The 24,151-nt window shown below is 66.7% G+C and carries 21 protein-coding genes and 1 tRNA gene; 5 read left to right on the top strand and 17 right to left on the bottom strand.

The window, feature by feature from the left end; genetic code table 11:
• Positions 1-76 precede the first annotated feature (76 nt).
• From ftsR to secA2, 3 genes are all read right to left on the bottom strand, one after another.
• Complete coding sequence (gene ftsR, locus B843_RS06875) at positions 77-883, bottom strand: transcriptional regulator FtsR (RefSeq protein ID WP_025252775.1); 807 nt, start codon at positions 881-883, stop codon at positions 77-79.
• A 194-nt stretch (positions 884-1,077) separates the two neighbouring features.
• The gene (gene odhI, locus B843_RS06870) at positions 1,078-1,509 is read right to left on the bottom strand and encodes an oxoglutarate dehydrogenase inhibitor Odhl (protein ID WP_025252774.1); all 432 of its coding nucleotides are present in this window, start codon (positions 1,507-1,509) and stop codon (positions 1,078-1,080) included.
• Positions 1,510-1,810: 301 nt separating this feature from the next.
• On the bottom strand, positions 1,811-4,105 hold the full coding sequence (secA2, locus tag B843_RS06865; protein WP_025252773.1) for an accessory Sec system translocase SecA2: 2,295 nt from the start codon (positions 4,103-4,105) through the stop codon (positions 1,811-1,813).
• Positions 4,106-4,538: 433 nt separating this feature from the next.
• On the opposite strand from secA2, the gene B843_RS06860 reads away from it, so the two are divergent.
• Genes B843_RS06860 through B843_RS13255 form a run of 3 tightly spaced genes read left to right on the top strand, consistent with a single transcriptional unit; the run spans position 4,539 to position 6,924 of the window.
• Positions 4,539-5,726, top strand: a complete 1,188-nt coding sequence (locus B843_RS06860) for an alpha/beta fold hydrolase (protein ID WP_025252772.1) — start codon at positions 4,539-4,541, stop codon at positions 5,724-5,726.
• Between the two features lie 36 nt (positions 5,727-5,762).
• Entirely contained in the window at positions 5,763-6,185 is a 423-nt protein-coding gene (locus B843_RS06855; protein ID WP_034649825.1) for a YchJ family protein, read from the top strand.
• A 52-nt stretch (positions 6,186-6,237) separates the two neighbouring features.
• Positions 6,238-6,924, top strand: a complete 687-nt coding sequence (locus B843_RS13255) for a type 1 glutamine amidotransferase (protein WP_025252770.1) — start codon at positions 6,238-6,240, stop codon at positions 6,922-6,924.
• A gap of 87 nt (positions 6,925-7,011) precedes the next feature.
• On the opposite strand, the gene B843_RS06845 is transcribed toward B843_RS13255, so the two are convergent.
• Positions 7,012-7,085: transfer RNA gene (locus tag B843_RS06845), tRNA-Pro, on the bottom strand.
• Positions 7,086-7,201: 116 nt separating this feature from the next.
• Here B843_RS06845 and B843_RS06840 point away from each other — a divergent pair.
• Positions 7,202-7,579, top strand: a complete 378-nt coding sequence (locus B843_RS06840) for a DUF2200 domain-containing protein (RefSeq protein ID WP_025252769.1) — start codon at positions 7,202-7,204, stop codon at positions 7,577-7,579.
• 54 nt (positions 7,580-7,633) lie between these two features.
• On the opposite strand, the gene B843_RS06835 is transcribed toward B843_RS06840, so the two are convergent.
• From B843_RS06835 to B843_RS06825, 3 genes are read right to left on the bottom strand one after another with little or no spacing between them, the layout of a single operon-like run.
• Positions 7,634-8,425: an ABC transporter ATP-binding protein gene (locus B843_RS06835; RefSeq protein WP_025252768.1), complete on the bottom strand. Its 792-nt coding sequence runs from the start codon at positions 8,423-8,425 to the stop codon at positions 7,634-7,636.
• A gap of 3 nt (positions 8,426-8,428) precedes the next feature.
• The gene (locus B843_RS06830; protein ID WP_025252767.1) at positions 8,429-9,316 is read right to left on the bottom strand and encodes an ABC transporter permease; all 888 of its coding nucleotides are present in this window, start codon (positions 9,314-9,316) and stop codon (positions 8,429-8,431) included.
• Positions 9,313-10,302, bottom strand: a complete 990-nt coding sequence (locus tag B843_RS06825) for an ABC transporter substrate-binding protein (protein WP_025252766.1) — start codon at positions 10,300-10,302, stop codon at positions 9,313-9,315. Before B843_RS06825 ends, B843_RS06830 begins: the two co-directional genes overlap by 4 nt.
• Before the next feature lie 456 nt (positions 10,303-10,758).
• Between B843_RS06825 and B843_RS06820 the strand changes: the two genes are divergently transcribed.
• Complete coding sequence (locus B843_RS06820; protein WP_025252765.1) at positions 10,759-11,616, top strand: class I SAM-dependent methyltransferase; 858 nt, start codon at positions 10,759-10,761, stop codon at positions 11,614-11,616.
• A 12-nt stretch (positions 11,617-11,628) separates the two neighbouring features.
• Here the strand turns inward: B843_RS06820 and B843_RS06815 are convergent, their stop codons facing one another.
• The 10 genes from B843_RS06815 to B843_RS06770 all read right to left on the bottom strand — a co-directional run bounded on the left by B843_RS06815 (position 11,629) and on the right by B843_RS06770 (position 24,026).
• Positions 11,629-13,425 (bottom strand): ABC transporter ATP-binding protein, encoded by a 1,797-nt coding sequence (locus B843_RS06815; RefSeq protein ID WP_025252764.1) that lies wholly within the window; start codon positions 13,423-13,425, stop codon positions 11,629-11,631.
• Positions 13,422-15,050, bottom strand: a complete 1,629-nt coding sequence (locus tag B843_RS06810; RefSeq protein ID WP_244877316.1) for an ABC transporter transmembrane domain-containing protein — start codon at positions 15,048-15,050, stop codon at positions 13,422-13,424. Before B843_RS06810 ends, B843_RS06815 begins: the two co-directional genes overlap by 4 nt.
• A 70-nt stretch (positions 15,051-15,120) precedes the next feature.
• The gene (locus tag B843_RS06805; RefSeq protein WP_025252762.1) at positions 15,121-15,948 is read right to left on the bottom strand and encodes a serine hydrolase domain-containing protein; all 828 of its coding nucleotides are present in this window, start codon (positions 15,946-15,948) and stop codon (positions 15,121-15,123) included.
• Between the two features lie 146 nt (positions 15,949-16,094).
• Positions 16,095-17,795, bottom strand: a complete 1,701-nt coding sequence (gene der / locus B843_RS06800) for a ribosome biogenesis GTPase Der (protein ID WP_025252761.1) — start codon at positions 17,793-17,795, stop codon at positions 16,095-16,097.
• Positions 17,796-18,512, bottom strand: coding sequence for a (d)CMP kinase (cmk, locus tag B843_RS06795; RefSeq protein ID WP_025252760.1), 717 nt, complete (start codon positions 18,510-18,512; stop codon positions 17,796-17,798). It abuts the gene before it with no gap.
• Positions 18,512-19,324, bottom strand: coding sequence for a pseudouridine synthase (locus B843_RS06790; RefSeq protein ID WP_376780282.1), 813 nt, complete (start codon positions 19,322-19,324; stop codon positions 18,512-18,514). The genes cmk and B843_RS06790 overlap by 1 nt, the downstream gene beginning before the upstream one ends.
• Positions 19,325-19,606: 282 nt before the next feature.
• Entirely contained in the window at positions 19,607-20,155 is a 549-nt protein-coding gene (scpB, locus tag B843_RS06785; protein WP_025252758.1) for an SMC-Scp complex subunit ScpB, read from the bottom strand.
• Between the two features lie 51 nt (positions 20,156-20,206).
• Complete coding sequence (locus B843_RS06780) at positions 20,207-21,829, bottom strand: cation:proton antiporter (protein WP_025252757.1); 1,623 nt, start codon at positions 21,827-21,829, stop codon at positions 20,207-20,209.
• A gap of 176 nt (positions 21,830-22,005) precedes the next feature.
• Entirely contained in the window at positions 22,006-22,704 is a 699-nt protein-coding gene (gene bioD / locus B843_RS06775; RefSeq protein ID WP_025252756.1) for a dethiobiotin synthase, read from the bottom strand.
• A 35-nt stretch (positions 22,705-22,739) separates the two neighbouring features.
• The gene (locus B843_RS06770) at positions 22,740-24,026 is read right to left on the bottom strand and encodes an adenosylmethionine--8-amino-7-oxononanoate transaminase (RefSeq protein WP_038595995.1); all 1,287 of its coding nucleotides are present in this window, start codon (positions 24,024-24,026) and stop codon (positions 22,740-22,742) included.
• Between the last annotated feature and the right edge of the window lie 125 nt (positions 24,027-24,151).

The following is a 24,151-nucleotide window of genomic DNA, read 5'->3' as shown; positions in this document are numbered from 1 at the left end:
GACGATAAAACGAACGAGCGGACGCCAGCCCAAAGACCTCACGCTGGCATCCGCCTCATCATAGAAGAGGACGGGGCTAATTGCGCCCCTGCCTCAGCACGGATTTGACCATGTTAGCGTGCATGGACACCACAAGCGCCATCATCTCCTGGGTCATCTCATCGGCGAGCTCCCGGCCGTTCTTGCCGGATCGGGCGGTCGGAATTGCGGCGCGCTCGATGAGGTCGGCCTGGCGCGAGGCGGTGTTGCGCAACTGGCGCAGGTGGCGGGCGTCGAACCCGAAGGCGGAAAGCTTCTCGGCCGCGCTCACGATCGCAACGTCGTCGTTGGTGAAGAACCCGGAGGAATCGGGGACGATCACGCCGGAGGAAATCAGGGTGGCGACAAGCTTCTGGTCCACCCCGGACTGCTCGGCAACGTCGGAATCGGTGAGCCTCGTGGCCACCGGGGCCTTGAAGGCCTCCGGGGACACCAGCGTGGCGGCATCGCCACGGCGAAGCGGGGTGACCGCGCCCGAATCCATGGCGTCGAGCTGCTCGCGGATGACCTTCAGCGGGAGGTAGTCATCGCGCTGGGTCTTCAGGATGAAGTGCAGCCGGTCGACGTCCGCCTGGGTGAATCGGCGGTATCCGGAGGAGGTGCGCTGCGGGGTGATCAGACCCTCGGCCTCGAGGAAGCGGATCTTGGAGACGGTGACCTCGGGGAACTCGACATGAAGCTTCTCCAGCACGACCCCAATGGACATCGTCTTCACAGCCTTTACGGCCTTCGCTTCCTTCACCGTGTTCGCGGCCTTCGCCGGTTTGGCCGGATGTGCAGGCGCAGCTGCCTTGCCGGAGACGGCGTTCGCGTTGCGCGGGGCGCGTGAAGGTAAAGCACTCATGGTTGACGAAAGTTTCCCGATTGATAGCTCGAATGGTGGAACTAGAACTCAAGGTTACACTAGTCACACACGTAACGAGGAAAATCACCCGTAACGCCCCTATTTCTAGGATCGGCCCTTGATTTTGACAAAAATAACCCGCCTGCGGGAGGTCATTTCGACACTCCCTCAGGCGGGCCTAAGTAGGTACGTAACTAGGCTGCCGGGCCAGCCAGGAACACGAGGCGGAACTTGCCGATCTGGATCTCATCACCCGTGGACAGGGTCTCCGAGTTGCGCGGCTCGCGGTTGACATAGGTGCCGTTGAGGCTTCCGACGTCCACCACGGTGAAGGAACCGTTCTCAAGGCGGAACTCCGCGTGGCGGCGCGAAACCGTGACGTCGTCCAAGAAGATATCGCTATCGGGGTGACGGCCCGCCGTGGTGGTGGGACGGTCGAGCAGGAAGCGGGCGCCCGCGTTCGGTCCGCGCTTCACAATAAGCATTCCGGCACCTGCCGGCGGGGTGACATCGCTGCCGGACGCTGGCGAAGCAGCGGCACCGTTTTCCATCTCCTTGAGCAGGTCAGCGCGAAAAACTGACGTGGTCTCAACCTGTACGTCCGGTGCTCCGGTGTTGTCACTCATATTCAACCTCCCAGTCGAACTGTGGGCTGTGGGCTAGCCACGCAGCGCGCTACGCGCGCCTCCCACGACGATTACGTCCAAACAAAGCTCGTGCAAACAGTGCGATTGGCCACACAGCTTGCGGAAACCCGATTTAATGCTTTCATCTTAGCGTGTCCCTTGAACTCGCGTGCCCTACGCTACTCCATTTAGGGAAATTACCCCCTCCAACACGCGTGGCCTAGGCAAAGTTAGCGAAGAAAAATCAATACATTGACCGAAATCCCCTCGCCAACGGCCCGCTAGGCCCCGCCCACGGCCCCTACTTGAAGATGGCTCCGATGCCCTTGATCAAGGAATTTCCCGCTCCGGACAGCGGGTTATCGCTGACCATGTAGGTCCACGTGGCGGACGGACGGGCGAGGCCGCTGTCCTCGAGGTGGGCACCCTCGGCGTCGATAAGCACGCTATCGAACGTCCCCACCGCCTCATCGACCGCTCGCTGGGCGAGGTCCTTGAACTCGCGCACGGCGATGCGGTGATACTCGTCAATCGGGGTCTCGCGCGCGATCGCACGAAGGTGGATCGACTCGCGCACGTCGTCCATAAGGGCCAAGTGCTCGCTCCATCCGAAGTCGAGGTGGTAGAGCATGATCTCGCGGGCGGCCTGCACGAGGACGTCGTGGTCGACCGCCGCCTCCAGCTCGACGGCGCGCTTCGGGCTTCGCTCGGAGAGCTCCTGCCAGGCCTGATCGGTGTCCAGCAGATTCTTGCGGCGCTCGTCGATGATCTCGCGCTGGTCCGCGAGGAGCTTGTTGTACTTCCAGGTCTGCGCGTGGATCTCCAGCAGCTGGCCTTCGGTGACGCGCTGGCAGTGTTCGATCCAGTCGTTGATGCGCTTGGAGTCGATGCGGCCGTCGGGCTCGGGGCGGGCGGTGACCTCCTCCCCCGCGCCGCCAACGGCAACCATGTCGTCCTCGAGACTGACGAAGAACACGCTGAGCCCGGGATCGCCCTGGCGGCCCGCGCGGCCGCGCAGCTGGTTGTCAAGGCGGGCGGTGCGGTGGCGAGCCGTGCCGATCACCGCGAGTCCTCCGAGATCAACCACCGCGTCGTGGTCCTTCTCATCGGCACCGCCGAGCTTGATGTCGGTGCCGCGGCCAGCCATCTGCGTGGACACGGTCACCCTTCCGATGTCGCCCGCCTCGGCGATGATCGTCGCCTCCTCCGCGTCGTTCTTTGCGTTGAGCACGTTGACCTCGATGTCGAGCTCCCGCAGCGCGGCCGCCAGCTGCTCCGATTCGGCCACGTCCTGGGTTCCCACCAGCACCGGCTGGCCGGTGGCGTGGATCGCGGCGATCTCCTTGACGATGGCGGCGAACTTTTCCTCCATCGTCGCGTAGACGCGGTCCGCCTCGTCGAAGCGCTGGAGCTCCTGGTTGCGCTCGATGACCGAGACGCGGAGGTCGTAGAACTGGCGAAGCTGGTCGGTGGCCTCCACAGCGGTGCCGGTCATGCCGCAGACCAGCGGGTAGCGTCCCATGAGCGCCTGGAGGGTGATGGTGTCGAGGATGCGCCCGCCCTCCGTGACGGCCAGCCCCTCCTTGGCCTCCACCGCGGCCTGGACGCCGTCCGGCCAGCGCTGGAGATCGGCCACGCGCCCCTTGGAGGCGTCGATGAGCGCCACCTTGCCGTCGCGGACGATGTAGTGGATATCTCGGACAAGCAGCGCCTGGGCGTGGAGCGCCAGGTTGACCTGCACGAGCGTGGTGCCCACGTGCTCGTCGGAGTAGAGGCTGTCGATGCCGAGCGCCTTCTCCACGATCCTGGCGCCGCGCTCGTTAAGGAAGACGTTGCGTCGGTCATCGTCGACCGAGTAGTCGCGCCCCTCCTTGAGCCTGCGCACGATCTCCGTGATGCGGCCACTCGGTGCCCGGCCCGGTTCGTTTCCCGCGAGAACCAGCGGAACCAGCGCCTCGTCGACGAGCACTGAGTCCGCCTCGTCGACGAGCGCGACGTCGGCCCCGTGCTGCACCGCGTCATCCCAGCTGGTGATGAGCTGGTCGCGGAGCACGTCGAAGCCGATCTCGTTGACGGAGCCGTAGACGACGTCCGCCTTGTAGGCCTCGCGTCGATCCTCGCGGTTCATGGACTCCGTGATTGCCGCTGCCGACAGCCCGAAGAAGCCCACCAGCGGACCCATCCATTCCGCATCGCGGGAGGCCAGGTAGTCGTTGACCGTGATGAGGTGGACGTTCTTGCCCATGAGCGCGAAGCCTGTTGCCGCCATGGCTCCCACGAGGGTCTTGCCCTCGCCGGTGGCCATCTGGATCACGTCGCCTTCAAGCAGGCGCAGAACGGCCTGGGACTGCACCGGGAAGGGCTTGAGCCCGAGCGTGCGCTCGGAGGCAACGCCCAAGATGGCAAGGAACTCCGAGGAATCGCTCAGCTTGCCCCCCTTGGTCAGCTGTCGAGCCCACGCGGCGAGCTCCTCGTGGCTGCTGAACTCGATGTCGAGGGCTATCTGCTCGGCCTGTTCCACAATGGCGCGGCTCTTTTTCTGTTTGCGACCAGATTTGCCGCCCATAGCGCTCCAGAACCAGTTCAGTCCGGCCACAGTGTCATCCCTTTCGTGCGCGACCGCGGGGCATCGAGGGGAGGCGGCGGGTCGAGCAGATCCCGAAGCTCTTGCTCCCGGTCCACCGCGACCCGCGGGTACCCACGGTCAGCGCGTTTCGTAAAAGCGTATCTATCCCTCCATTATCCACACTCGATGCCCACGCCGGAGTGACTGCGCTCCAGAAGCACCCCGCGCGAGAAATGAAACCCGCGCCCCACCGCGCTGCCCCGCGTGAGCTAGGCTGCACCACCCCGGGTCGATTAAGGAAAATGACAGCCTCGGGGCGTGCGCGGAGGAGGATTACTCGCTTAAGCTGGGGTCTGATCACGCGCCGGGTCGGCGGTCCACGAACCGCCGCCCCGCACGACAAACGCCGAGCCTCCCACCCCGAGGCCCTCCAGTGTTCCAAGAAAGCGAGTACCAGCCAACCGTGCATTCCATCAGCGTCTCCGTCCCGTCCAGCAAGGGTTACCTCATGGCGGGAACCATCGACATGCCCGACACGGCACCCCAGGCATTCGCCCTCTTCGCCCACTGCTTTACCGGTTCCCGCTTCACCCCGGCCGCAGCGCGCACCTCCAAGCAGCTGGCCGCGATGGGGATCGCCTGCCTGCGCTTCGACTTCCCGGGGCTTGGGCAGTCCGAGGGCAACTTCGCCGACACCTGCTTCAGCGAGAACGTCCAGGACATTGTCGCGGCCAACAACTGGCTCAAGGAGAACTACTCCGCCCCGCAGCTGCTCATCGGGCACTCCCTCGGCGGCGCCGCCTCCCTCAAGGCCGCGATCGAGCTGAAGAACCTCAAGGCGGTGGCCACCATCGGCGCACCCTTCGACCCGGCCCACGCCGTCATGCACTTCGCGGACCGCATCGGCGAGGTCGACGAGGAGGGCGCGGTCACCCTCACCTTGGGCGGTCGCGACATCGTCATGTCGCGGGAGTATCTCGAGGACCTCGCGGAGACCGACGTGCAGGGCTACCTGCCCAAGCTGCGTCGGCCGCTGCTCATCCTGCACTCGCCCACCGACCAGACCGTGGGGATCGAGAACGCCGTCAACATCTTCCGCCTCACCCGCTACCCCAAGTCACTGGTCAGCCTCCACAAGGTCGACCACCTGGTGACCACCCAGGGTGCGGCGCAGGAGGCCGCCAAGCTCATCTACACGTGGGCGCAGCAGCACATCGTCCCGGAGAACATCGACGAGGACGCCGACGTGATCCCGGAGGGCGTGGCCATCGCCCAGTCCACGAAGGCCGGCAAGTTCACGGACGTCGTCTCCACCGGCACCCGGACCCTTTCCACCGACCGCGAGAAGAATGCGGGCGGGCGTAACCTCGGCTTCAGCCCGACCTCCTTGGTCGCCTCCGCCTTGGCCGCGTCGACAAGCCAGGCAATCCGCGAGGCCGCGAAGGAATCCCGGATTCCGCTGGAGGATGTGAAGGTGACGGTCTCGCGCACCGTGGGCACAGGCAGCCACGTGCGCTTCCGCCGCGAGGTCACCCTCGTGGGCGAGCTGAGCGACGACGACCGCCGCGAGCTCTTGCTGGCGGCCAAGAACGGCGAGGTCGAGGCGATGCTTTCCGGCAACACCGTCATCGAGTGCGTCACGCGCGCCTAGGAACCCGGCCGCTCCCCTAGCGAGAAAGCAACCGACGTGCACGCTCCCACTCCCTCCGATCCCTGCCCGTGCTGCAGTAGTATGCCCTTCGGCGCCTGCTGCGGCCCCCTGTTGAGCTGCGACAAGGCGGCTTCGACGGCCGAGCAGCTCATGCGCTCGCGCTACTCGGCGTTCGCCACCGGCGCCGCGGGCTACCTGCTCAACACGTGGCACCCCACGACGCGCCCGGCCTCGCTTGACCTCGACGAGGACATCGAGTGGTCCAGGCTCATCATCAACGACGTCGTCGCGGGCTCGCTTTTCGACGACCACGGCGTGGTGGAGTTTACGGCGCTGTACACATACCCGGACCCTGACAACCCCGCCGAGCCTGCGGCGCGTCGACGCGGCCGCCAGCACGAGCGCTCGACGTTTCGGCGCGAAAATAAGCGGTGGTACTACGTCGACGGGATCCTTTAATTTTCTATCAATTGATAGTTTTTTGAGGCCGGGTGCGGTAGCATCTGGCCTCATGATTACCGTTTTGCAGCCCGACGTCACCGTCCCTCTCGACCGATTCTCCGACTGGATCGCCGAGGAGGGCCAAGACTACCGCGTCATCCCGCTTGAGCACCAGCCCGTCCCGGCCCTCGACGACTGCGGCGCCGGCATCATCGTCCTCGGCGGGCGCAAGGACGCCGTGACGGTATCCGAGTCTCCCTTCCTCGAGGACGTCTATCGGCTGCTGCGCGCGGCCGTCGACCGCGAGGTCCCCGTGCTGGGCATCTGCCTGGGCCACCAGATCCTCGGCCACGCCTCCGGCGGCACTGTGGCCCTCGGTCACCCCGCGCAGGGCGAAGAGGGCGCCTACGACGTCACCCTCACCGCGGCGGGCGCGGCCGACCCCCTGTTCACCGGGCTGGACGAGACCTTCCTCGCAGCCGAGTCCCACCACGACGTCGTGGAGGTCCTCCCCGAGGATGCGACCCTGCTCGCGACCTCGAAGGCCTGCCCCAACCAAGCCTTCCGCATCGGCTCCGCCGTGAGCGTCCAGTTCCACCCTGAGGTCAGCCCTGCCACCATGGGCAAGTGGACCGCTGGCGACGGCGGCGACGGCGCGGCGATGGCTGCCCACATGACCCGCGTCGACGAAAAGGTGCGCGCTGGCGGCCGCATCATCGCCCGCAACTTCGTCAGCATCGTCTCCGGTACCAATTAGCTAGCTTGTCGACGCCTACGGCGGGGTGGGCTCACGACGAAACCCGCCTCCGTACGCACCACAAGGTGCGCGGAGGCGGGTTGTTTGTCGGACTAACAGGATTTGAACCTGCGACCCCTTGACCCCCAGTCAAGTGCGCTACCAAACTGCGCCATAGTCCGCCGCTGCTATTGCTGTATCAGCCGTTACAGATTACAACAGTGGAACTAGATTTAGCCAATCCCAAGGTGACGGCCGTTTTAGCCACTCCTTTGACACCTCTGGCTAGGATCGAAACATGGTCATATCTGCTCGCGCAGCACAGAATCAGCAACGTCTCTTCGACTCCACCTTTGCCAGCCTCTACCCGGCCTACGTGGCCAAGGCGGAGCGCAAGGCGCGCACCCATGAGGAGGTCGACCAAGTCATCAGGTGGCTGACCGGCTACGATCAGGCGGGCCTCGAACAGGCCATTGGGGACGAGCGCAGCGTCGAAGAGTTCTTCGAACGTGCGCCGCGGCTTAACGAGGAGCGCTTGCTCATCACGGGCAGCGTCTGCGGGGTCAAGGTCCAAGAGGTCGAGGACCCGCTTATGCACACCATCCGGTGTCTCGACAAGCTTGTCGACGAGCTGGCGAAGGGCAAGGCCATGGACAAGGTTCTGCGCAGGGCATAAAGAAACGCACCGTAGGCGTCGACAAGCGACGCGCACGGTGCGTGGGGCCGTGAACTAGCCGAGGAACGCCTTGTCGGACAAGGTAGCGCCCTTGATGTTGACGAACTCTTGGAGCAGGTCACGCACGGTGAGCTTGCTCTTGGTGGCCTCGTCGGCCTCGTAGACGATCTTGCCCTCGTGCATCATGATGAGGCGGTTACCGAGGCGGATGGCCTGCTCCATGTTGTGGGTGACCATCAGCGTGGTGAGCCCGCCCTCGGCGACGATGCGCTCGGTGAGCTGGGTGACCAGCTCGGCGCGGGACGGATCCAGCGCGGCGGTGTGTTCGTCGAGGAGCATGATCTTCGGCTGGGTGAAGCCGGCCATGAGCAGGCTGAGCGCCTGGCGCTGGCCGCCGGAGAGCAGGCCCACCTTCGCCGTGAGCCGATCTTCCAGGCCCAGCTCGAGGGTCGCGAGCTGCTCCTTGAAATCCTCGCGGCGCTTGGCGTTGAGCCCCCGGCCCAGGCCGCGGCGCTTGCCGCGCAGCAGCGCGAGCGAGAGGTTCTCCTCGATCGTCAGGTTCGGGGCGGTGCCCGCGAGCGGATCCTGGAACACGCGGCCCACGTAGCGGGCGCGCTTGTGCTCACGGAGCTTGTTCACCTTCGTGCCGTCGATCTCGATGAGCCCCTCGTCGACGATGAGCTTGCCCGCCACGGCGTTGAGCAGCGTGGACTTGCCCGCGCCGTTGGAGCCGATGACGGTGACGAAGTCGCCCTCGTTGAGGTTGAGGCTTAGCCCGTTGAGCGCCACGCGCTCGTTAATCGTGCCTGGGAAGAAGGTCTTGGAGATGTTTTCGATCTTCAGCATGGCCTATGCCGCCTTTCCCTGTGCGAGAGGCTTGGGAGCCTTGACGAAGTACTTCCGCCACCTTGGCAGGAGGAGCGCGATGATGACCAGCACGGCTGTGACCGCGCGCATGTCGTTCGGGTCGAGGCCCACCTTTAGCGCGACGAAGATGATGATGCGGTACAACACCGCGCCTAGGATGACCGCGAGGACGGCCGTCCAGAGGTAGCGCTGGCCGAGGATCGCCTGACCCATGATGACCGAGGCCAGGCCGATGAGGATGAGGCCGATGCCCATCGAGACGTCCGCGAAGCCCTGGTACTGGGCGATCAACGCGCCGCACATGCCGACGAAGCCGTTGGACAGCGCCAGCGTGAGGTTCTTGGTGAAGTCGGTGGACACGCCGAAAGACGTGATCATGGGGCCGTTGTCGCCGGTTGCGCGCAACGACAGGCCGAGGTCGGTGTTGAGGAACCACACCACGATCGCGCCGAGGAGGACGACGCAGACGAGCAGGATTCCGACCGATCCCCAGGTGCCCAAGAGCTTGGCGTCCTTGAGCGGGGTGAACAGGGTCTTGGTGCGCAGCAGCGGCACGTTGGCGCCGCCCATGATGCGCAGGTTGATAGACCAGAGGGCGATCATCGTGAGAATACCCGACAACAGACCGTCGATCTTTCCCTTGGTGTGCAGCACGCCGGTGACGGCGCCAGCAACGAAGCCAGCGCCGAAACCCGCGAGCGTGGCCACGATGGGGTTCCACCCGTGGGTGAGCCCCACCGCCGCCGTCGCCGCACCCGTGGTGAAGCTACCGTCGACCGTCAGATCGGCGAAGTTAAGAACGCGGAAGGTGAGGTAGACGCCGATGGCCATCACGCCATACAGAAGGCCTACTTCAAGCGCTCCGATCATACTCGCTCAGCCTTATCCAAAATGTCCTGAGGAATGGTGACACCCTGCGCCTTGGCGGCGTCCTCGTTGATGACGTAGGTGAAGTCGGTGGCGGTCTCCACCGGCATCTCGGCCGGGTTCTTGCCGTTCTTCAGGATGTCGATGGCCATCTTGCCGGTCTGCTCGCCGAGCTTCTCGTAGTCGATGCCCAGGGTGGCAACCGCGCCGCCCTCGACGGTGCCGGCCTCAGCGGCCACGACCGGGATCTTCTTCTGCTCTGCGACCTGCACCAGCGAGGAGATGCCGGAGACGACCATGTTGTCGGTGGGCACGTAGATGGCGTCGACGTCGCCGAGCGCCTCGACCGCCTGCTGGATCTCGTTAACAGAGGAGACGGTCTGGGTGGCGACCTCGATGCCCATCGGCTGGGCCTCGGACTTGACCTGATCGACCTGGACCTGGGAGTTGACCTCGCCGGAGGCGTAGACGATGCCGATCTTCTTGGTGTCCGGAACCAGCTTCTTCAGAAGCTCCAGCTGGTCCTTGATCGGTGCCACGTCGGAGGTGCCGGTGACGTTGCCGCCGGGGGCGTCGTTGCTCTTGACCAGCTCGGCAGTGACCGGGTCGGTGACGGCGGTGAACAGGACCGGCTTGTCGGTGATGTTCTGGGCGGTGGCCTGAGCGGCAGGGGTGGCCACGGCGAGCACCAGGTCGAGGTTCTCGGTGGCGAAGTTCTGAGCGATGGTCAGCGCGGTGGCCTGCTCGCCGTTGGCGTTCTGCTCTTCGAAGTCAGCATTGATGCCGGCGTCCTCGAAGGCCTTCTTGAAGCCCGCGGTGGCGGAGTCAAGGGCCGGGTGCTGGACCAGCTGGTTGATGCCGATCTTGTAGGTGTCACCGCTTGCGCTGGACGAGCTGGAGGAATCGCTCGAGGAGCAGGCGGTCAGGGTAAGGGCGCAAGTGGCGGCGATGGCGGCCGCGATCTTGGTCTTGGTGCGGGAACCGAACATAATAGGTACTTCTTATCTCGTCGACGTGGATTGACCGGAGATTCTCGATCAAGTGGTGCGAGCTGCAGCCGCCCCACTACTCGTGGCGAAAGCCACGCGCCCGGGGATGCTGCGAGGGATGCTCAACGACACGGGAACTGGAAAAACGTGCGGCTCAGCACTCGCAATATTTCGACACAAAGGCGATAAAAGTACTCGCGCAACGAGCACGCTCGGATTTCCCTTATAGTTTTGGACTCGGCACGCAGGATGTCGGTGCCGAGAAAAAGCAAACGGCCACTTATGGTGGGCAACCGTTTACCCGGCTAAGCATAACCCACCACCTCGCCACCCCCGGGGTATTCAGGCGAATATTCCCGCTACTCGATTACGTTGCGCCCGGTTTGTGAGGGGATAGCCTACCGATTTCGGGGGCAATGGGGATTTTCGCTGGCCTGGCCCTAGAATATTCAACCGATGCATACCCACACCGACGCTTCCTTCTCCCCCGCGGCCGCCGCCGGCGGGAGCCCCCACGCACCCGCGGTGCCGGGGGTCCCGCCGGTGTCCAAGAAGGACGCCCCCGCCTTCCACTCCGCGGAGCACCGGGACGCTGGCGCGGAGGCCTTTCGCAGCGGCGCCCGCGATTACGAGGACGCCCGCCCGGGCTACCTTCCCGCAGCGCTGGACCTGCTCGGTCCCTTCGACTCCGCGCTCGACGTGGGGTGCGGGACGGGCAAGCTGACCGCCGACCTGCTCGGCCGGGGCCAAAGGGTCGTGGGGCTCGATCCCAGCCAGAACATGCTGCGTGAGTTTTCCGCGGGGTTGCCCGGCGTGGCGTGCGTTCGCGCTCGGGCCGAGTCGCTGCCGTTTACCGGCGGCGCCTTCGACGCGGTGACCTGCGCGCAGACCTGGCACTGGCTCGACCACGAGGCCGCGAGCCGGGAGCTGGCCCGGGTCACCACTCCCGACGCCCGGGTGCTGCTGGTGTGGAACACCTTCGACGTGCTTGTCCCCTGGGTGCATCGGCTCAGCCGGATCATGCACTCGGGCGACACTCTCAAGGAGGGCTTCGTTCCCAACCTGGGGCCGCAGTGGCGCATCGAGAAGACCCTGCGCACCCGCTGGGAGCAGCGGCTTTACCCACAGCAGCTCCACGACCTCACCCACACGCGCAGCTACTGGTTGCGTTCCAATGAGAAAACCCGCGCGAGGGTGACGGCCAACCTCGACTGGTACCTCTACGATCACCTGCAGCTCGACCCGCGCGCGCAGGTTGGGCTCCCCTACAGGCTGGACGCGTTCTTGCTGGTCAAGGCTAGCCCAGCCGCCTAGGCTTAGGCGTCCCTAGCTCTCGCGTCCGCGGCGCCACGCCTGCCACAGCTGGCAGTAGCTGCCGCCGCTTTCCAGCAGCTCCTCGTGCGTTCCTTGCTCGAGGATCCGGCCGTCACCCATCACCACGACCCGATCGGCCGCCTCCGCCTGGTCCAGGCGGTGGGCGACGATGAGGGCGGTGCGCCCGCGGGCGAGCTCCATCGCGGACTCCTCGAGGACCGCGGCACCGGTGGATCCCGCCTCCGCCGTCGCCTCGTCCATGATGATCACCGCGGGGTCGAGCAGCACCATGCGCGCGAGCGCCAGCTGCTGGGACTCGACCGGGGACAGCGCCATGCCCTGAGCGCCAACGATCGTGTCTAGGCCTTCGGACAACGCGGCGAGCCACTCGCCCGCGCCGACCTCCTCGAGCGCCGCGGAAAGCTGTTGGTCACTGGCACCTGGCAGCGCCAAGGAAAGGTCGTCGCGCAGCGCACCGGAAAACACGTGCACTTCTTGGCTGACCATGGCGATGCGGCGGCGTCGTTGCGCGTCGTTAAGCTTGTCGACGCCCGCCCCATCGATGGTGACCGTTCCGACGGTAGGAACCCGCAGCCCGGCGAGGAGCGCGGCGACCGTGCTCTTTCCCGCGCCGGAGGTGCCGACGATCGCGACGGTGTCCCCCGGGTCTAGGTGCAGGGAGAAGTCCTCCACCGCGAGCTGCTCGGTATAGCCGAAGCTAACGTGGTCGAAGTCGACCTCCCCGCGCACCTCGCCGACCTCCGCTGGCTCCTGGGAGTCCAGCTTGGCCGAGCTCACGCCGACGATGCGCGCCAGCGAGGCCCAGCCTGACTGCACCGTGTCGAGCACGCGCATGAGCATGTTGATCGGCCCGCGAACGCGGATCATCATGAGCGCAGCACCCGTGGCCTCACCCACCGTCAGGTGCCCGCCACGCACGAGGTAGAAGCCCATCCCCAGGGTCATGGTGAGCAGCAGGAACTCGGCGAGAGTGGTCCACAGGTTGAGGGTGAGCATGGTCATGCGCGCCCGCATGCCCCACACGACGACCTGCCACGAGGACTCGCCGATGCGGTCATGCATCTGGCTTTCCATGCGGTAGGCGCGCACGGTGTCGTAGCCGCGCACGGCCTCGAGCACCCGTCGGGCGCGCTGTCCCATCGCCGCGCGTTCCTTGGCGTAGCGCGGGGGCGCCGTGTGCAGGTACTGCCGGGCGGCCAGGTAGTACAGGGGAAGGACCACCAGCGGGATGACGAGGAAGTGGATGTCCAGGGTGAGGATCGCGAAGGCGGTGGCCGCCACGCTGAACGCCGCACCGGTGAGCATGGGGATGGTGTCGGTGACCGCCGCGGACAGCTCGGCCACGTCGTCGGTGGAGCGGCTGATGAGGTCGCCGGTTCCCGCGTCCTCGATGCGGTAGGTCGGAAGCCTGAGCGTGGTGTTGACCATCTTCTCGCGCAGCGCCGCGATGAATTGCTCGACCACGCGGGAGACCAGGTAAAAACCACCCGCCCCCAGCAGGGCACTGGCGCTGGCCAACAGCAGGAGCTGGGCGAGGATGGGCGCGAACACCGCCACGGGGCTTGCCCCTTCTGCCCCGCGCACCGAGTCCACGATGAGCCCCAGCTGCTTTGGGATGGACACCGAGCACCACGCGCCGACGCCGAGCATGACGATGGACAGAGCGCCCAGAAAGCGCGCCCGGGGGATGCCAGCGAGCACGGTGCGCAGCTCGCGCCCGATCTGCGCGGCCGTGGCCAGCGGGAAGGTGAGCGCCTCCTGGCGCGGGTTGGCAATCGTCGCGGTCATCGCGACGCCTCCTCACCGGTCGCCCCGTCGTCTAGAATGCGCAGGAACTCCGGCGCCTCCCACACCCTATCGGCGCGGGACTTCCACGCCGGGGACTCGCTGAGCACCACGCTCACCTTCTCCTTCCGGTCCACGACGAAGTTGTCCACGATGTGCGACTCGGTCACCGAGTCCACGGCGGTGGTCGGGTCGTCGAGGACGAGCAGCTCCGGGTCGCTCGCGATCGCCCGGGCCAGTGCGACGCGCTGGCGCTGGCCGCCGGAGAGGTGGTTGCCCTCCTCGCCCACCTCGCGCGTGGGGCCTCCGGGGATGTCGGTGGCGCTGGCGACGGTCAGCGCGTGCGCCACCTGCTCCGCTGGACCGCCGACGTTGTCGGATACCGTTCCGCTGAAGAGCTCGGAGAGGTGCGGGACCACGAGCAGCGTCCCCCGGTCGAGGCCGCCGAGCGCCTCGTGGACCTGCTCCTTTTGGTGCGCGTCGAGACCGCTCACCACGTGCAGCCCGGGAGCGAACGCGGCGAAGGCGTCGCGGGTGCGCGCCGGGGCGGCGTCCGTGGTGCGCGCTGCTGCGGCGTTGAGCACCTCGCGCACGCGCAGGGAGCTGGCCGCGGCCGAGGCCCAGCGGGAGGCGAGGTTGCGCCCGAACATGGTCATAGGCGTGATGACGAACTGCATGAGGCCGATGAGCGTGATGAGGTCGCCGATGCTGATCCGGCCTGCGAGCGCGAGCCAGCCGGACAGGATCCCCACCGCGATGGTAAACAGGCTGCCCACGATCTCGGTGATCGCGTTGAGCCGGGCCTGCGCCGCGTTGGCGGAAACGGTCGCGTCGAGCGCCTCGCGGGAGAGCCCGTGGTAGCGGCCGGTGACCGACTCGATCGCGCCCAGCCCCTTGAGGATCCTCAGGCCCTGCACCACGTCGGTGGCCATCGCTGCCGCGGCCGCCACCGCCTTCTGCCGCGCGAGCGAGCGGGTCTGCAGCGGGCGCGCCGCGTACACGGCTACCGTGGCGATGATCGGCGCGGCGCAGAGCACGAAGAGCCCCAGCCACCAGACGGTAGCGGTCATCATCGCCGCGACGTAGAGGATCGAACACATCTCGGCCACCGGGAACACCGTCATCATGACGGCCTCGGAGACCTTCCTCGTGTCGGCGCTCGCGATGGACAGCAGCTCGCCCGGGGTGCGCTTGCGCCCGGCGAGCTCGCTTGGGTCCTGGATCCGGTCGGTGACGGCCATGCGCAGGTCGTGGCCGACGAGCAGCTCTGAGCGCATGAGGAAGAAGCGCGCGAGGTATTGAAACGCCGCGCTGCACGAGTAGACGATGGCAAGCAGCCCCACGTAGCGCCACAGCCCCGCGAGATCCCCCGAGGCGACGGCGTCGTCGATGGCGTGGCCCACCACGACCGGGATGAGCCCCCAGCAGATGAACCCCGCCGCCATCGAGAAGCTCGCGAGCAGCGACCAGGGCCGCTGCGCCAGCAAGGATTTGAGGAGCCACCGCTGGTCGGTGGGGTCCGGCAGCAGCGATTCCCGCACGCGCGGCCCCGGAATCATCTCCGCTACCTGCGGTTTCTTTTCGCTTGTCGACGCTACGCGCCCGCCCCGATCCTCTTGTTGAAGCATCACTCTAGTCTAGCCCACTTAGCCCACCCTAAGAAAAAGGCGGACCGCCGTAGGCGTCGACAAGCGAATGCTAGGACATCGACCCCCACGCCGCGTCGTTGAGCTGCGTCCAATACGGCTTCGCCCAGGATCCGAAGTCGTGATCGCCGAGCGCCACCATCGCGCGGCCGGTGGGACGGTGGACCCACAGGTAGGTCCCGGCCACGCCGAAGTGTCCGGCGGTGTCGGCGGGCATGGAGTCGCCGGTCCAGTGGTTGCGCTTGTCCCCCTTGATCTCGAACCCGAGGCCCCACGGGCAGGGGTTGTACGGGCCGTAGCCGGGCACAATGCCCTTCAGCTCCGAGTAGCGAACCAGGAAGGCTTCGGCGACGGTCTGCTCGCTCACAAGCCGCGGGCGCAGAACCTCGCCCGCGAAGGCGACGAGATCGCGGACGCTCGAACGAGAGCCGTGACCCGCCGAGCCGTAGATGACCGTATCGTTCATTCCGAGCGGGGCAAAAACCGCCTCGTTTGCGTACTCGGAAAAGCTCATCTCGGCCTCCTCCTCGACAGCCTTGGCCAGCAGCTCGAAGCCGTAGGAGGAGTAGACGCGGCGCTCAAGCGGCGGGCGAACGGGATCGCCCTCGGCGAAGCCCACGCCGCCCGCGTGCGCGAGGAGCTGCTCGACGGTCGCGGCGCCGGCCACGACGGTGTCGAGGGCGAACACCCCCTCCTCGACGGCGACGAGGAAGGCGTAGGCGCTCAGCAGCTTGGTGACGCTCTTTAGCTCAAAGACGTGGTCGATGTCGCCGAAGGTGGCGGCCTGATCTCCCTGCATGAGCGCCGCCGAGACGTTGGTCGCTGGCCATTTGCGCAGGTAATCGAGGACGACGGGAGATGTGAGCGGAGCCAGGTTCATTCCCACGATGCTACCCGGTTTGCCTTATCCGCGGGGTACATCCAGCACCCCGCGCTATCCGGGGGACGAAAACGAGCAACGCCCCACCGGCGACCGTTGAAACGGGGCCGATGGGGCATGCTGGATGCAGGGGTGCGCCCTGATCCCTACTTCTTGCCGCGGCGCTCGCGGACGCGCACCGCGATGCGCACCGGAGTGCCCTCGAAGCCGAAGGACTCGCGGAACTTGCGCTCGAGGTAGCGGCGGTAGCCAGCGTCGAGGAAGCCCGTGGTGAACAGCACGATCGTCGGCGGGCGCGTGGAGGCCTGGGTGGCAAACAGCACGCGCGGGACGCGGCCGCCCTTCATGGGCGGCGGGTTCTGGGCGATGGTGGCGCGCAGCCAGTTGTTGAGCTGGCCGGTGGTGATGCGCTTGTCCCAGTTGTCCAGGGCCTCGATCATGAACGGCTCGAGCTTCTTCAGCGCGCGGCCGGTCTTCGCGGACAGGTTTACGCGCTTGACCCACGGGATGTGGCGCAGCTGCTGGTCGATCTCGCGGTCGAGCTCCCAGCGGCGGTCCTCGTCCATGAGGTCCCACTTGTTGAACACGAGCACGAGCGCCTTGCCGGAATCAAGGATCATGCCCAGGACGCGCTGGTCCTGCTCGGAGACGGGCTCGGAGCTGTCGATCATGAAGATGCAGACCTCGGCGGCGTCGATGGCGCTGCGGGTGCGCAGCGAGGCGTAGTACTCGTGGCCCTGGGCGTTCTTCACCTTCTTGCGCAGGCCCGCGGTGTCGATGAACTTCCACAGGCGCTCGTCGAGCTGGACGAGCGAGTCCACCGGGTCGACGGTCGTGCCAGCGACGTTGTCCACGACGGAGCGATCCTCGCCGGTGAGCTTGTTGAGCAGCGAGGACTTGCCCACGTTCGGCTTGCCCACGAGCGCCACGCGGCGCGGGCCCTCCACGATGGAGGCTTGGCGAGGCTCCTCCGGGAACAGCCGCAGGATCTCCTCGAGGACGTCCGCTCCGCCGCGTCCGTGCTGGGCAGAGACCGGCCACGGGTCGCCGAGCCCGAGGGCGTAGAACTCGGCCATGTCGGCGTACTGGTTGTCCGAGTCGAACTTGTTGGCCACGAGGATGACGGGAACGTCGGAGCGCTGCAGCTTGCGGGCCATGACGGAGTCGGTCTCGGTGATGCCGACCTTCGTGTCCACCACCATGACGATGACGTCGGCGGTCTCCATGGCGGTCTCAGCCTGGCGGGCGATGGCGCCGTGGATGCCCTTGACGTTCGGGTCCCAGCCGCCGGTGTCTTGCACCCAGAAGCGCTTCCCGCCCCAGTCGGCGAGGTAGGAGATGCGGTCGCGGGTCACCCCCGGGAAGTCCTCCACCACGGCCTCGCGGCGACCGATGAAGCGATTGACCAGGGTCGACTTGCCCACGTTCGGGCGGCCGACGATGGCCACGGTGCACAGGTTCTCGCGCAGGTGCCCGTCGCGGTCGAAGCCGAAGGCGCGCTCGACCTCCTCCCACTCCTCGTCGGAGTAGCCCTCGCCGAAATCCGGGGAGGCGAACTCAGTGTCGTCGAACTCCGGCTCGAAGTCGTCGTCGAACTCGGTGTCGCCGCCGATGTACTCGAACTCGGTGTCGCCTTCCTCGTCGTAGTCGTCCTCACCGAAGTCGAAGTCGGAGAACTCCTCCTCGTCGAAGTCCTTCGCAGCGTAGCCCTGGCCGGGTGCCAAGACCTCCTCCTCCACGTAGGCGTCCTTGGCGTCGATCTCGCCGCCGGAGGTGTTGTAGACGAAGACGGTCTCCACCGTATCCTCGTCGTCGGGCAGCTGAGAGGGGTTGATCTTGTCGCTCATTTACTGCTTCCCTTCTGCTGACTTCTCGATAAGCGTGATGAGGGTGTCGATGACCTGCTCGAGCCCCAGCTCGGAGGTGTCGACGATGGTCGCGTCCTCGGCGGGACGCAGCGGCGAGACCGCCCGGTTGGAGTCGAGGTCGTCGCGGCGGATGACGTCCGCCAGCACCGACTCGTAGGTCGACTCGATGCCCGAGGCCTGCTCCTGGTCGAAGCGGCGCTCCGCGCGGACCTCGGCGGAGGCGGTGAGGAAGATCTTCACCGGCGCGTCGACCAGAACGGTGGTGCCGATGTCGCGCCCATCGAGGATGCAGCGATGCGCCTTCGTGGCCAGCTCGCGCTGGAGCGCCACCAGGTTGGTGCGCACCTCCGGCACCGCCGACACTGCAGAGACGGTCCGGTTGACCTCGGTGGAGCGGATCTCCTTGGACACGTCCTCGCCGCCCAGGAGCACCTCGCGGGAGGCCGGGTCGTCGTTGATGGCCAGCGGGATGTCCGCGGTGGCGGCGATGACGGCCGCGGTGTCCGCCGGGTCGATGTCCTCGCGCAGCACGTGGAGGGTGGCCACGCGGTACATCGCGCCGGTGTCGAGGTACTTCGCGTCCAGCTTGGCAGCCACCGCGCGGCACACGGTGGACTTTCCGGCGCCCGAGGGGCCGTCCACGGCGACGATGAGGCCGCCTTCTGGCATGTTGCTGATCGTAGTGAGCTCGCTCATTACATCTCCACCGCCTTGTACAGGCTGGTCAGTTCGGAGGAGTTGAGCGCGCGCATGGCGCCCGGGGTCAGCTCGCCGAGCTGAACCGTGTGCATCTTCGTGCGCACCAGTCGGATGACCGGGTAGCCGCACTGCTTGAGCATGCGGCGCACGATGTGCTTGCGACCCTCGTGCAGCTCGATGCGGATGAGCGACTTGCCCTGGTGGACGTCGACGATCTGCACGAAGTCGGCCTTCGCCGGGCCGTCGTCCAGCTCGATGCCCTTTTCCAGGGTGCGCACGAGGTGGCGGTCGGCCTCGCCCATGACGGTGGCGAGGTAGGTCTTGGAGACCTTGTACTTGGGGTGCATGAGGCGGTTGCCCAGCTCGCCGTCGTTGGTGAGCAGGATGAGGCCCTCGGTGTCGGCGTCGAGACGGCCGACGTGGAACAGGCGCTGACCGGCGGAGACGCGCTCGCCGACGATGTCGCCGATGCAGGGGCGCCCCAGCTCGTCACTCATGGTGGAGTGCAGGCCGCGCGGCTTGTTGAGGATGAAGTACTGGTGATCCTCGTTGACGTTCACGCGCACGCCGTCGACGCGGATGACGTCGGTGTTCGGGTGAACCCGCACGCCCTGTTCCATGACGATCTTGCCGTTGACCTCGACGCGGCCCGCGTCGATGAGGATCTCAGCATGGCGTCGAGAAGCGACGCCTGCCTGGGCGAGAACCTTCTGGAGGCGAATGCCCTCGCCGTTGTCCTGGAAGCCGCCCTTGAGCTCACCGCGGTGAACGTGCTGCTTGCGCGCCGGGCGGGCGTTGGAGACGATCATCTCCGAGTCCTTGACCCTGCGCTGCTTGGTGGGCTTTGCCTGCTTGGGCTTGCCCAGGCGATTCTTCTGCCCCGCGGGGTTCCCCTGACCCCGGTGCGGGCGCTTTCCTTGCGAGGCGTGGCCTCGCTTCTTGTCCGGTGTGCCATCTCGGCGAGCGGTGTTACTCACGATAGTCCTATCGAATGAAGTGTATGCGGTTGTAAAATCCCTCGGACATCTTAGCCGACCGAGGACGAAAACACCAGCTTAGGCGGTCTACGCGCGAAAGACAAACCGATCCGATCAGTACAGCTCGTCGATCGCGTCGATCTCCGGCAGCAGCGGCGCCAGGTCCGGCAGGCGCTCGAGCGAGTCGATGCCGAGCAGCTCGAGGAAGAGCTCGGTGGTCTCGTAGAAGTGCGCGCCGTGGGCGTCCTCCATGTCCACCTCGCGGATGAGCCCGCGCAGCTGGAGCGTGCGCATGACGCCGTCGACGTTGACGCCGCGCACCGCGGAGACCTGCGCCCTCGTGGCCGGCTGCCGGTAGGCGATGACCGCAAGCGTCTCCAGCGCAGCACGCGAGAGCTTGGTCTGGGAGCCGTCGAGGAGGAACTTCTCCACTACGCCTGCGTTGCGCTGCACCGTGTACAGCCGCCAGCCCTCCTCGGTTTCGCGCAGGTCGAAGCCGCTTCCGCGCTCGATATATTCGTTGGAGATCTGCCGCAGCACGCTGAGCACCGTGGGCACCTCCGCCTCCACCGCGCGTGCGAGCTGCGTCGGGGTGACCGGCTGGTCCACGACGAGGAGGATCGACTCGATCTGCGAGCGCAGGGGCGAGTTGAATCCGCTCATTGTTCTCCTTCGATCGGCGCGCCCGGGTTCGCGCGCGTGCGGGCACTCATTCTAGCCCTCGAGCATGCTTGTCGACGCCTTCGGCGGGTGTTCCTCACGCTTGTGCTCGAGCCGCTTCTCGGCCACGAGCAGCTGGGCGTCGATCTCGTAAAGCACGTCGTCGACCACCGCCGGGTCCATGTTCCGCTCGCGGCGGGCGCGCAGCAGCTCCGACTGCGAGGCCTTGAGCGCCTCGACCTGGATCTCCTGGAACTTCCGCGCCTTCGCGCGCATCTTGCGCTGCTTTTCCTCGACGCTCTCGGCCTCGTCCTCCTCGTGGGTGTGGGTCTCCTCGAGGAACCGCCCGCGGATGCTCTCGAGCGCCTCGGGCGGCAGGGACTTGGAGTGGCGGTTCATCGCGCGCGTGGCCGCCGCGCGGGCCCTGGCGACCAGCTCCTCGCGGGCGTTGTCGCCGAAGGGGTCGGGCCCCTTGTGCAGGTTGAGCCGCCGCATGAGCCACGGCAGCGTAAGCCCGGGGATGACCATGGTAAACAGCAGCACGACCAGGGCGATGACCGGAAGCTCGTGGTAGAGGCTAAACCCTGCGGTGGCGGGCACGGACAGCACCAACGCCAGGGTCACCAGCCCGCGCATGCCCGCCCAGGCGAGCAGCAGCACCTCCTGGAGCCGCAGCGGCGCGCCCGTGCGGCTGCCCGTGCGGCTCTTGAACACGTACAGGCCGTAGAGCCAGACCAGGCGGACGAGGAAAGCAACAAGCGAGAGTACCGCGCCCAGCCACACCGCGTGCCACAGCTGGCTGCCGACCTGCTCGATCGCATCGCGCGCGCTGAGCCCGATGAGCCCGAAGGCCACGCCGGTGAACAGCAGCTCGACGACCTCCCAGAAGGCCGAACCCGACAGCCGGTCCTCGGCTCCCACTTCCAAACGGCCGTTGAACACGATCGCCGCGATAACCACCGCGATCACGCCCGAGGCGTGAATCTCCTCGGCCGCGACATAGGTGGCAAAAGGGATCACCCAGGTCAGCGCGTTGCGGGAGACCGGGTCCATGCAGAAGTTCGCGCCCCACGCTGCCAGCCTGCCGATCACCACGCCGAGCAGGAAGGCCGCACCCGCGGAATAGAAAAACGTCAGCACCGCCTCACCCCAGCCGACGGCCTCACCGCCGGTGAGCACCTGGAGCGCGAGGTTGAACACCACGATGCTGGCAGCGTCGTTGAACAGACCCTCCGTCTGCAGCGTGGCGGTCAGACGCCGCGGCACGCCCGCGGGCTCGGCCACCGCGTCGACGGCCACGGGATCCGGCGGGCTGATCGCAGCGCCCAGCACGAGTGCGCCCGCGAGGCTCAGCGGACCGACCAGCCAGTAGGCCACGGCCCCCACCGTCACCGCCGTGATGATGGTGAGCAGGATCGCGAGGAAAAACACCGAACGCCAGTTGCGCTTGATCGACGCCCAGCTCGTGCGCCTGGCCAGCGCCCACAGAAGCGGCGGGATGAAGATGGGCAGCATCATGTCCGCGGGGATGTCCACGCTGGGCATCCACGGGAAGAAGATGGCCGCGGCGGTGACCACCGCGAGCAGCGCGGGCCACGGGAGCCCGGTTCGCTCGCCAATCACCACCATCGCGACCGTCGTAAACAGCAGCGCAATGAGCCCGATGAGAATTTCCATGCGGCGGGGGTTACGTCCTTCGTGCTAAATGATTGACAGTGTCGCCTTCCAGCATAAGGAAAAACCGCGCATTCCAGCAGGCAGACAGGCCATTTTTATGCAACTGCTAGGAGAAGTCGGCGGTTGTTTTTGCTTGTCGACGAAAAACCAAAGGTGACACGTCGACAAGCAAGACGCTAACAGCGATCCAGAATGGGCCGAAGGTCCAGCGTCCCGCGCACCGTAGTGCAGAACTCATCCTTGCCGAGCGCACCTGAGCCCGCCGGCACGCAGCCTAGGAGCGGGACGCCGGTGACCACGGGCATCTCCTCGACGTTGAGCGAGGTGGCCAGATCCGGGTCGGCGTCAAGGCTGCCGCCGACAAGTCCTAGCACCTCGATCCCGCGGCGGGCGGCGGCCTCCACGGTGAGCTTGGCGGCGTTGAGCGACCCCAGCCCCATGGAGGTGACCACGACCAGCGGCACGCCCACCCGCCGGGCGAGGTCGGCGAGCGTCCAGTCGTCGGCGAGCCTGACCAGCAGGCCTCCCGCGCCCTCGACGAGCAGCACCGCCTCGGCGCCGTCGGCGACCTCCAGCTCCGCGTGCAGCTTCGCGATCCCCTCGGCGATGTCTCCCAACTTTGCCTGGGGGATCCCCGCGCGCCGGGCCGAGAGGTTCGGCGCCAGCGGCTCCGGGTAGCGGACGAACTCGCGCCCGGGGATGCCGGTGAGCCGCTCGACGGTGAACTTGTCCCCCGCCCCGTCCGGCTCGCCGGTCTGCAGCGGCTTGAGGACGGTCACCTTCTTTCCGGCGTCGCGCAGCTGCGACGCGAGCGCCGCGGTGGCGATGGTCTTGCCGACGTCGGTGTTGGTGCCGGTGATGAAGATGATGCTCATGGTTTTACCTCCGTGCTTTCCTGGCAAGTGCTTTTCTAGGACTCGGTGCCCGTTGCGGCCGCGTGCCTGGTGACGATTTCCTCGATGGTCCGGCAGATCGCCGTGACCTCCTCGGTGGTCGCGATGAACGGCGGCATGGTGTAGACGAGCTTGCCGAAGGGGCGCAGCCACACCCCGGTCTCCACGCAGGTGGCCGTGGCCATCGCCATGTCCACCGGCTCCTCGAGCTCGACCACGCCGATGGCGCCGAGGCAGCGGACGTCGGCGACGCCGGGAGCCTGCGCCAAGGGCGCAAGTCCCGCGGTGAGCTCCGACTCGATGCGCGCGACGTTGCGGCGCCACTGGCCGTCGTCAAGCAAGCTCAAGGAGGCGACCGCGACGGCGCAGGCAAGCGGGTTCCCCATGAACGTCGGGCCGTGCATGAGCACCCCGCCGCCTTCGGGGGTGTCGATGGCGCGCGCGACCTCGTCGGTGGCAAGTGTTGCCGCGAGCGACATGAATCCACCGGTGAGCGCCTTGCCCACGCACAGGATGTCCGGGGTGACGCCCGCCGCCTGGGTGGTAAACAGCGCGCCGGTGCGGCCGAAGCCGGTGGCGATCTCGTCGGCGATGAGCAGGATCCCGTGGCGGTCGCAGATCTCTCGCAGGCCGCGCACGACGGCCTCGTCGTGGAAGCGCATGCCTCCCGCGCCCTGCACGACCGGCTCGACGATGATGCCGGCGATCTTCTCGGTGACCAGCGCGTCCATCTCCGACAGGTAGGCGCGGATGGTGTGTTCGTCCACGCCCCGGGCGGGCGGGGCCGGCGCGAAAACGTGCTCCATGACCAGGTCCCCCCACAGCGAATGCATGCCGCCATCCGGGTCGCACACGCTCATGGTGGCAAACGTGTCCCCGTGGTATCCGTTGAGCCAGGTCAGAAGCTGCGTGCGCTCGGGGTGGCCGATGCCGCGGCTGTACTGGAAGCACATCTTCATGGCGACCTCGACGGCCACGGACCCCGAATCGGAGAAGAACACCTTCTGCAGCGGCTCGTCCGCCATGCCGATGAGCTTCTCCGCGAGGCGGACCGCGGGTTCGTGGGTGAGCCCGCCGAACATGACGTGCGACATGCGCTCGATCTGCTCGTGCGCGGCCTGTTTCAGCGCGGGGTGGCCGTGGCCGTGGGCGGCCGCCCACCACGAGCTCATGCCGTCGATGAGCCTGCGGCCGTCCGCGAGGGTGAGGTAGGCGCCCTCGGCGCTGGCGACGGGGACGGGATCGACCTTGGCCGGGGTTGGGCTGTACGGGTGCCAGATGTGGCGCTGGTCGAAGTCGATCATCTCGCCTGCGTCGTGCGCGTGGGTGGTCAAGGGACTCAAGGGGCCTTTCTGGCTGGGGGTGCCGGGTGGGTGGGTGATGTCGTCGCCGGGTCGGGAGGGTGGCTGCCGTGCCGCTTGTGCCGCCA

The sequence above is a fragment of the Corynebacterium vitaeruminis DSM 20294 genome (assembly GCF_000550805.1).
Lineage (GTDB): Bacteria > Actinomycetota > Actinomycetes > Mycobacteriales > Mycobacteriaceae > Corynebacterium > Corynebacterium vitaeruminis.
Note: the sequence above shows the minus strand (reverse complement) of the source record. Positions and strands in the feature narration are given on the sequence as shown.

Bases quoted from the DNA above. Each gene is read 5' to 3' on its own strand.
- B843_RS06835 (WP_025252768.1), bottom strand. From the start codon at position 8,425: ATGCTGAAGATCGAAAACATCTCCAAGACCTTCTTCCCAGGCACGATT.
- B843_RS06820 (WP_025252765.1), top strand. From the start codon at position 10,759: ATGCATACCCACACCGACGCTTCCTTCTCCCCCGCGGCCGCCGCCGGC.
- scpB (WP_025252758.1), bottom strand. From the start codon at position 20,155: ATGAGCGGATTCAACTCGCCCCTGCGCTCGCAGATCGAGTCGATCCTC.
- cmk (WP_025252760.1), bottom strand. From the start codon at position 18,512: ATGAGCGAGCTCACTACGATCAGCAACATGCCAGAAGGCGGCCTCATC.
- bioD (WP_025252756.1), bottom strand. From the start codon at position 22,704: ATGAGCATCATCTTCATCACCGGCACCAACACCGACGTCGGCAAGACC.
- B843_RS06780 (WP_025252757.1), bottom strand. From the start codon at position 21,829: ATGGAAATTCTCATCGGGCTCATTGCGCTGCTGTTTACGACGGTCGCG.
- B843_RS06825 (WP_025252766.1), bottom strand. From the start codon at position 10,302: ATGTTCGGTTCCCGCACCAAGACCAAGATCGCGGCCGCCATCGCCGCC.
- ftsR (WP_025252775.1), bottom strand. From the start codon at position 883: ATGAGTGCTTTACCTTCACGCGCCCCGCGCAACGCGAACGCCGTCTCC.
- odhI (WP_025252774.1), bottom strand. From the start codon at position 1,509: ATGAGTGACAACACCGGAGCACCGGACGTACAGGTTGAGACCACGTCA.
- B843_RS13255 (WP_025252770.1), top strand. From the start codon at position 6,238: ATGATTACCGTTTTGCAGCCCGACGTCACCGTCCCTCTCGACCGATTC.
- der (WP_025252761.1), bottom strand. From the start codon at position 17,795: ATGAGCGACAAGATCAACCCCTCTCAGCTGCCCGACGACGAGGATACG.
- B843_RS06810 (WP_244877316.1), bottom strand. From the start codon at position 15,050: ATGCTTCAACAAGAGGATCGGGGCGGGCGCGTAGCGTCGACAAGCGAA.
- B843_RS06840 (WP_025252769.1), top strand. From the start codon at position 7,202: ATGGTCATATCTGCTCGCGCAGCACAGAATCAGCAACGTCTCTTCGAC.
- B843_RS06790 (WP_376780282.1), bottom strand. From the start codon at position 19,324: ATGATCGTCTCCAACGCCCGCCCGGCGCGCAAGCAGCACGTTCACCGC.
- B843_RS06805 (WP_025252762.1), bottom strand. From the start codon at position 15,948: ATGAACCTGGCTCCGCTCACATCTCCCGTCGTCCTCGATTACCTGCGC.
- B843_RS06770 (WP_038595995.1), bottom strand. From the start codon at position 24,026: ATGATCGACTTCGACCAGCGCCACATCTGGCACCCGTACAGCCCAACC.
- B843_RS06830 (WP_025252767.1), bottom strand. From the start codon at position 9,316: ATGATCGGAGCGCTTGAAGTAGGCCTTCTGTATGGCGTGATGGCCATC.
- B843_RS06815 (WP_025252764.1), bottom strand. From the start codon at position 13,425: ATGACCGCGACGATTGCCAACCCGCGCCAGGAGGCGCTCACCTTCCCG.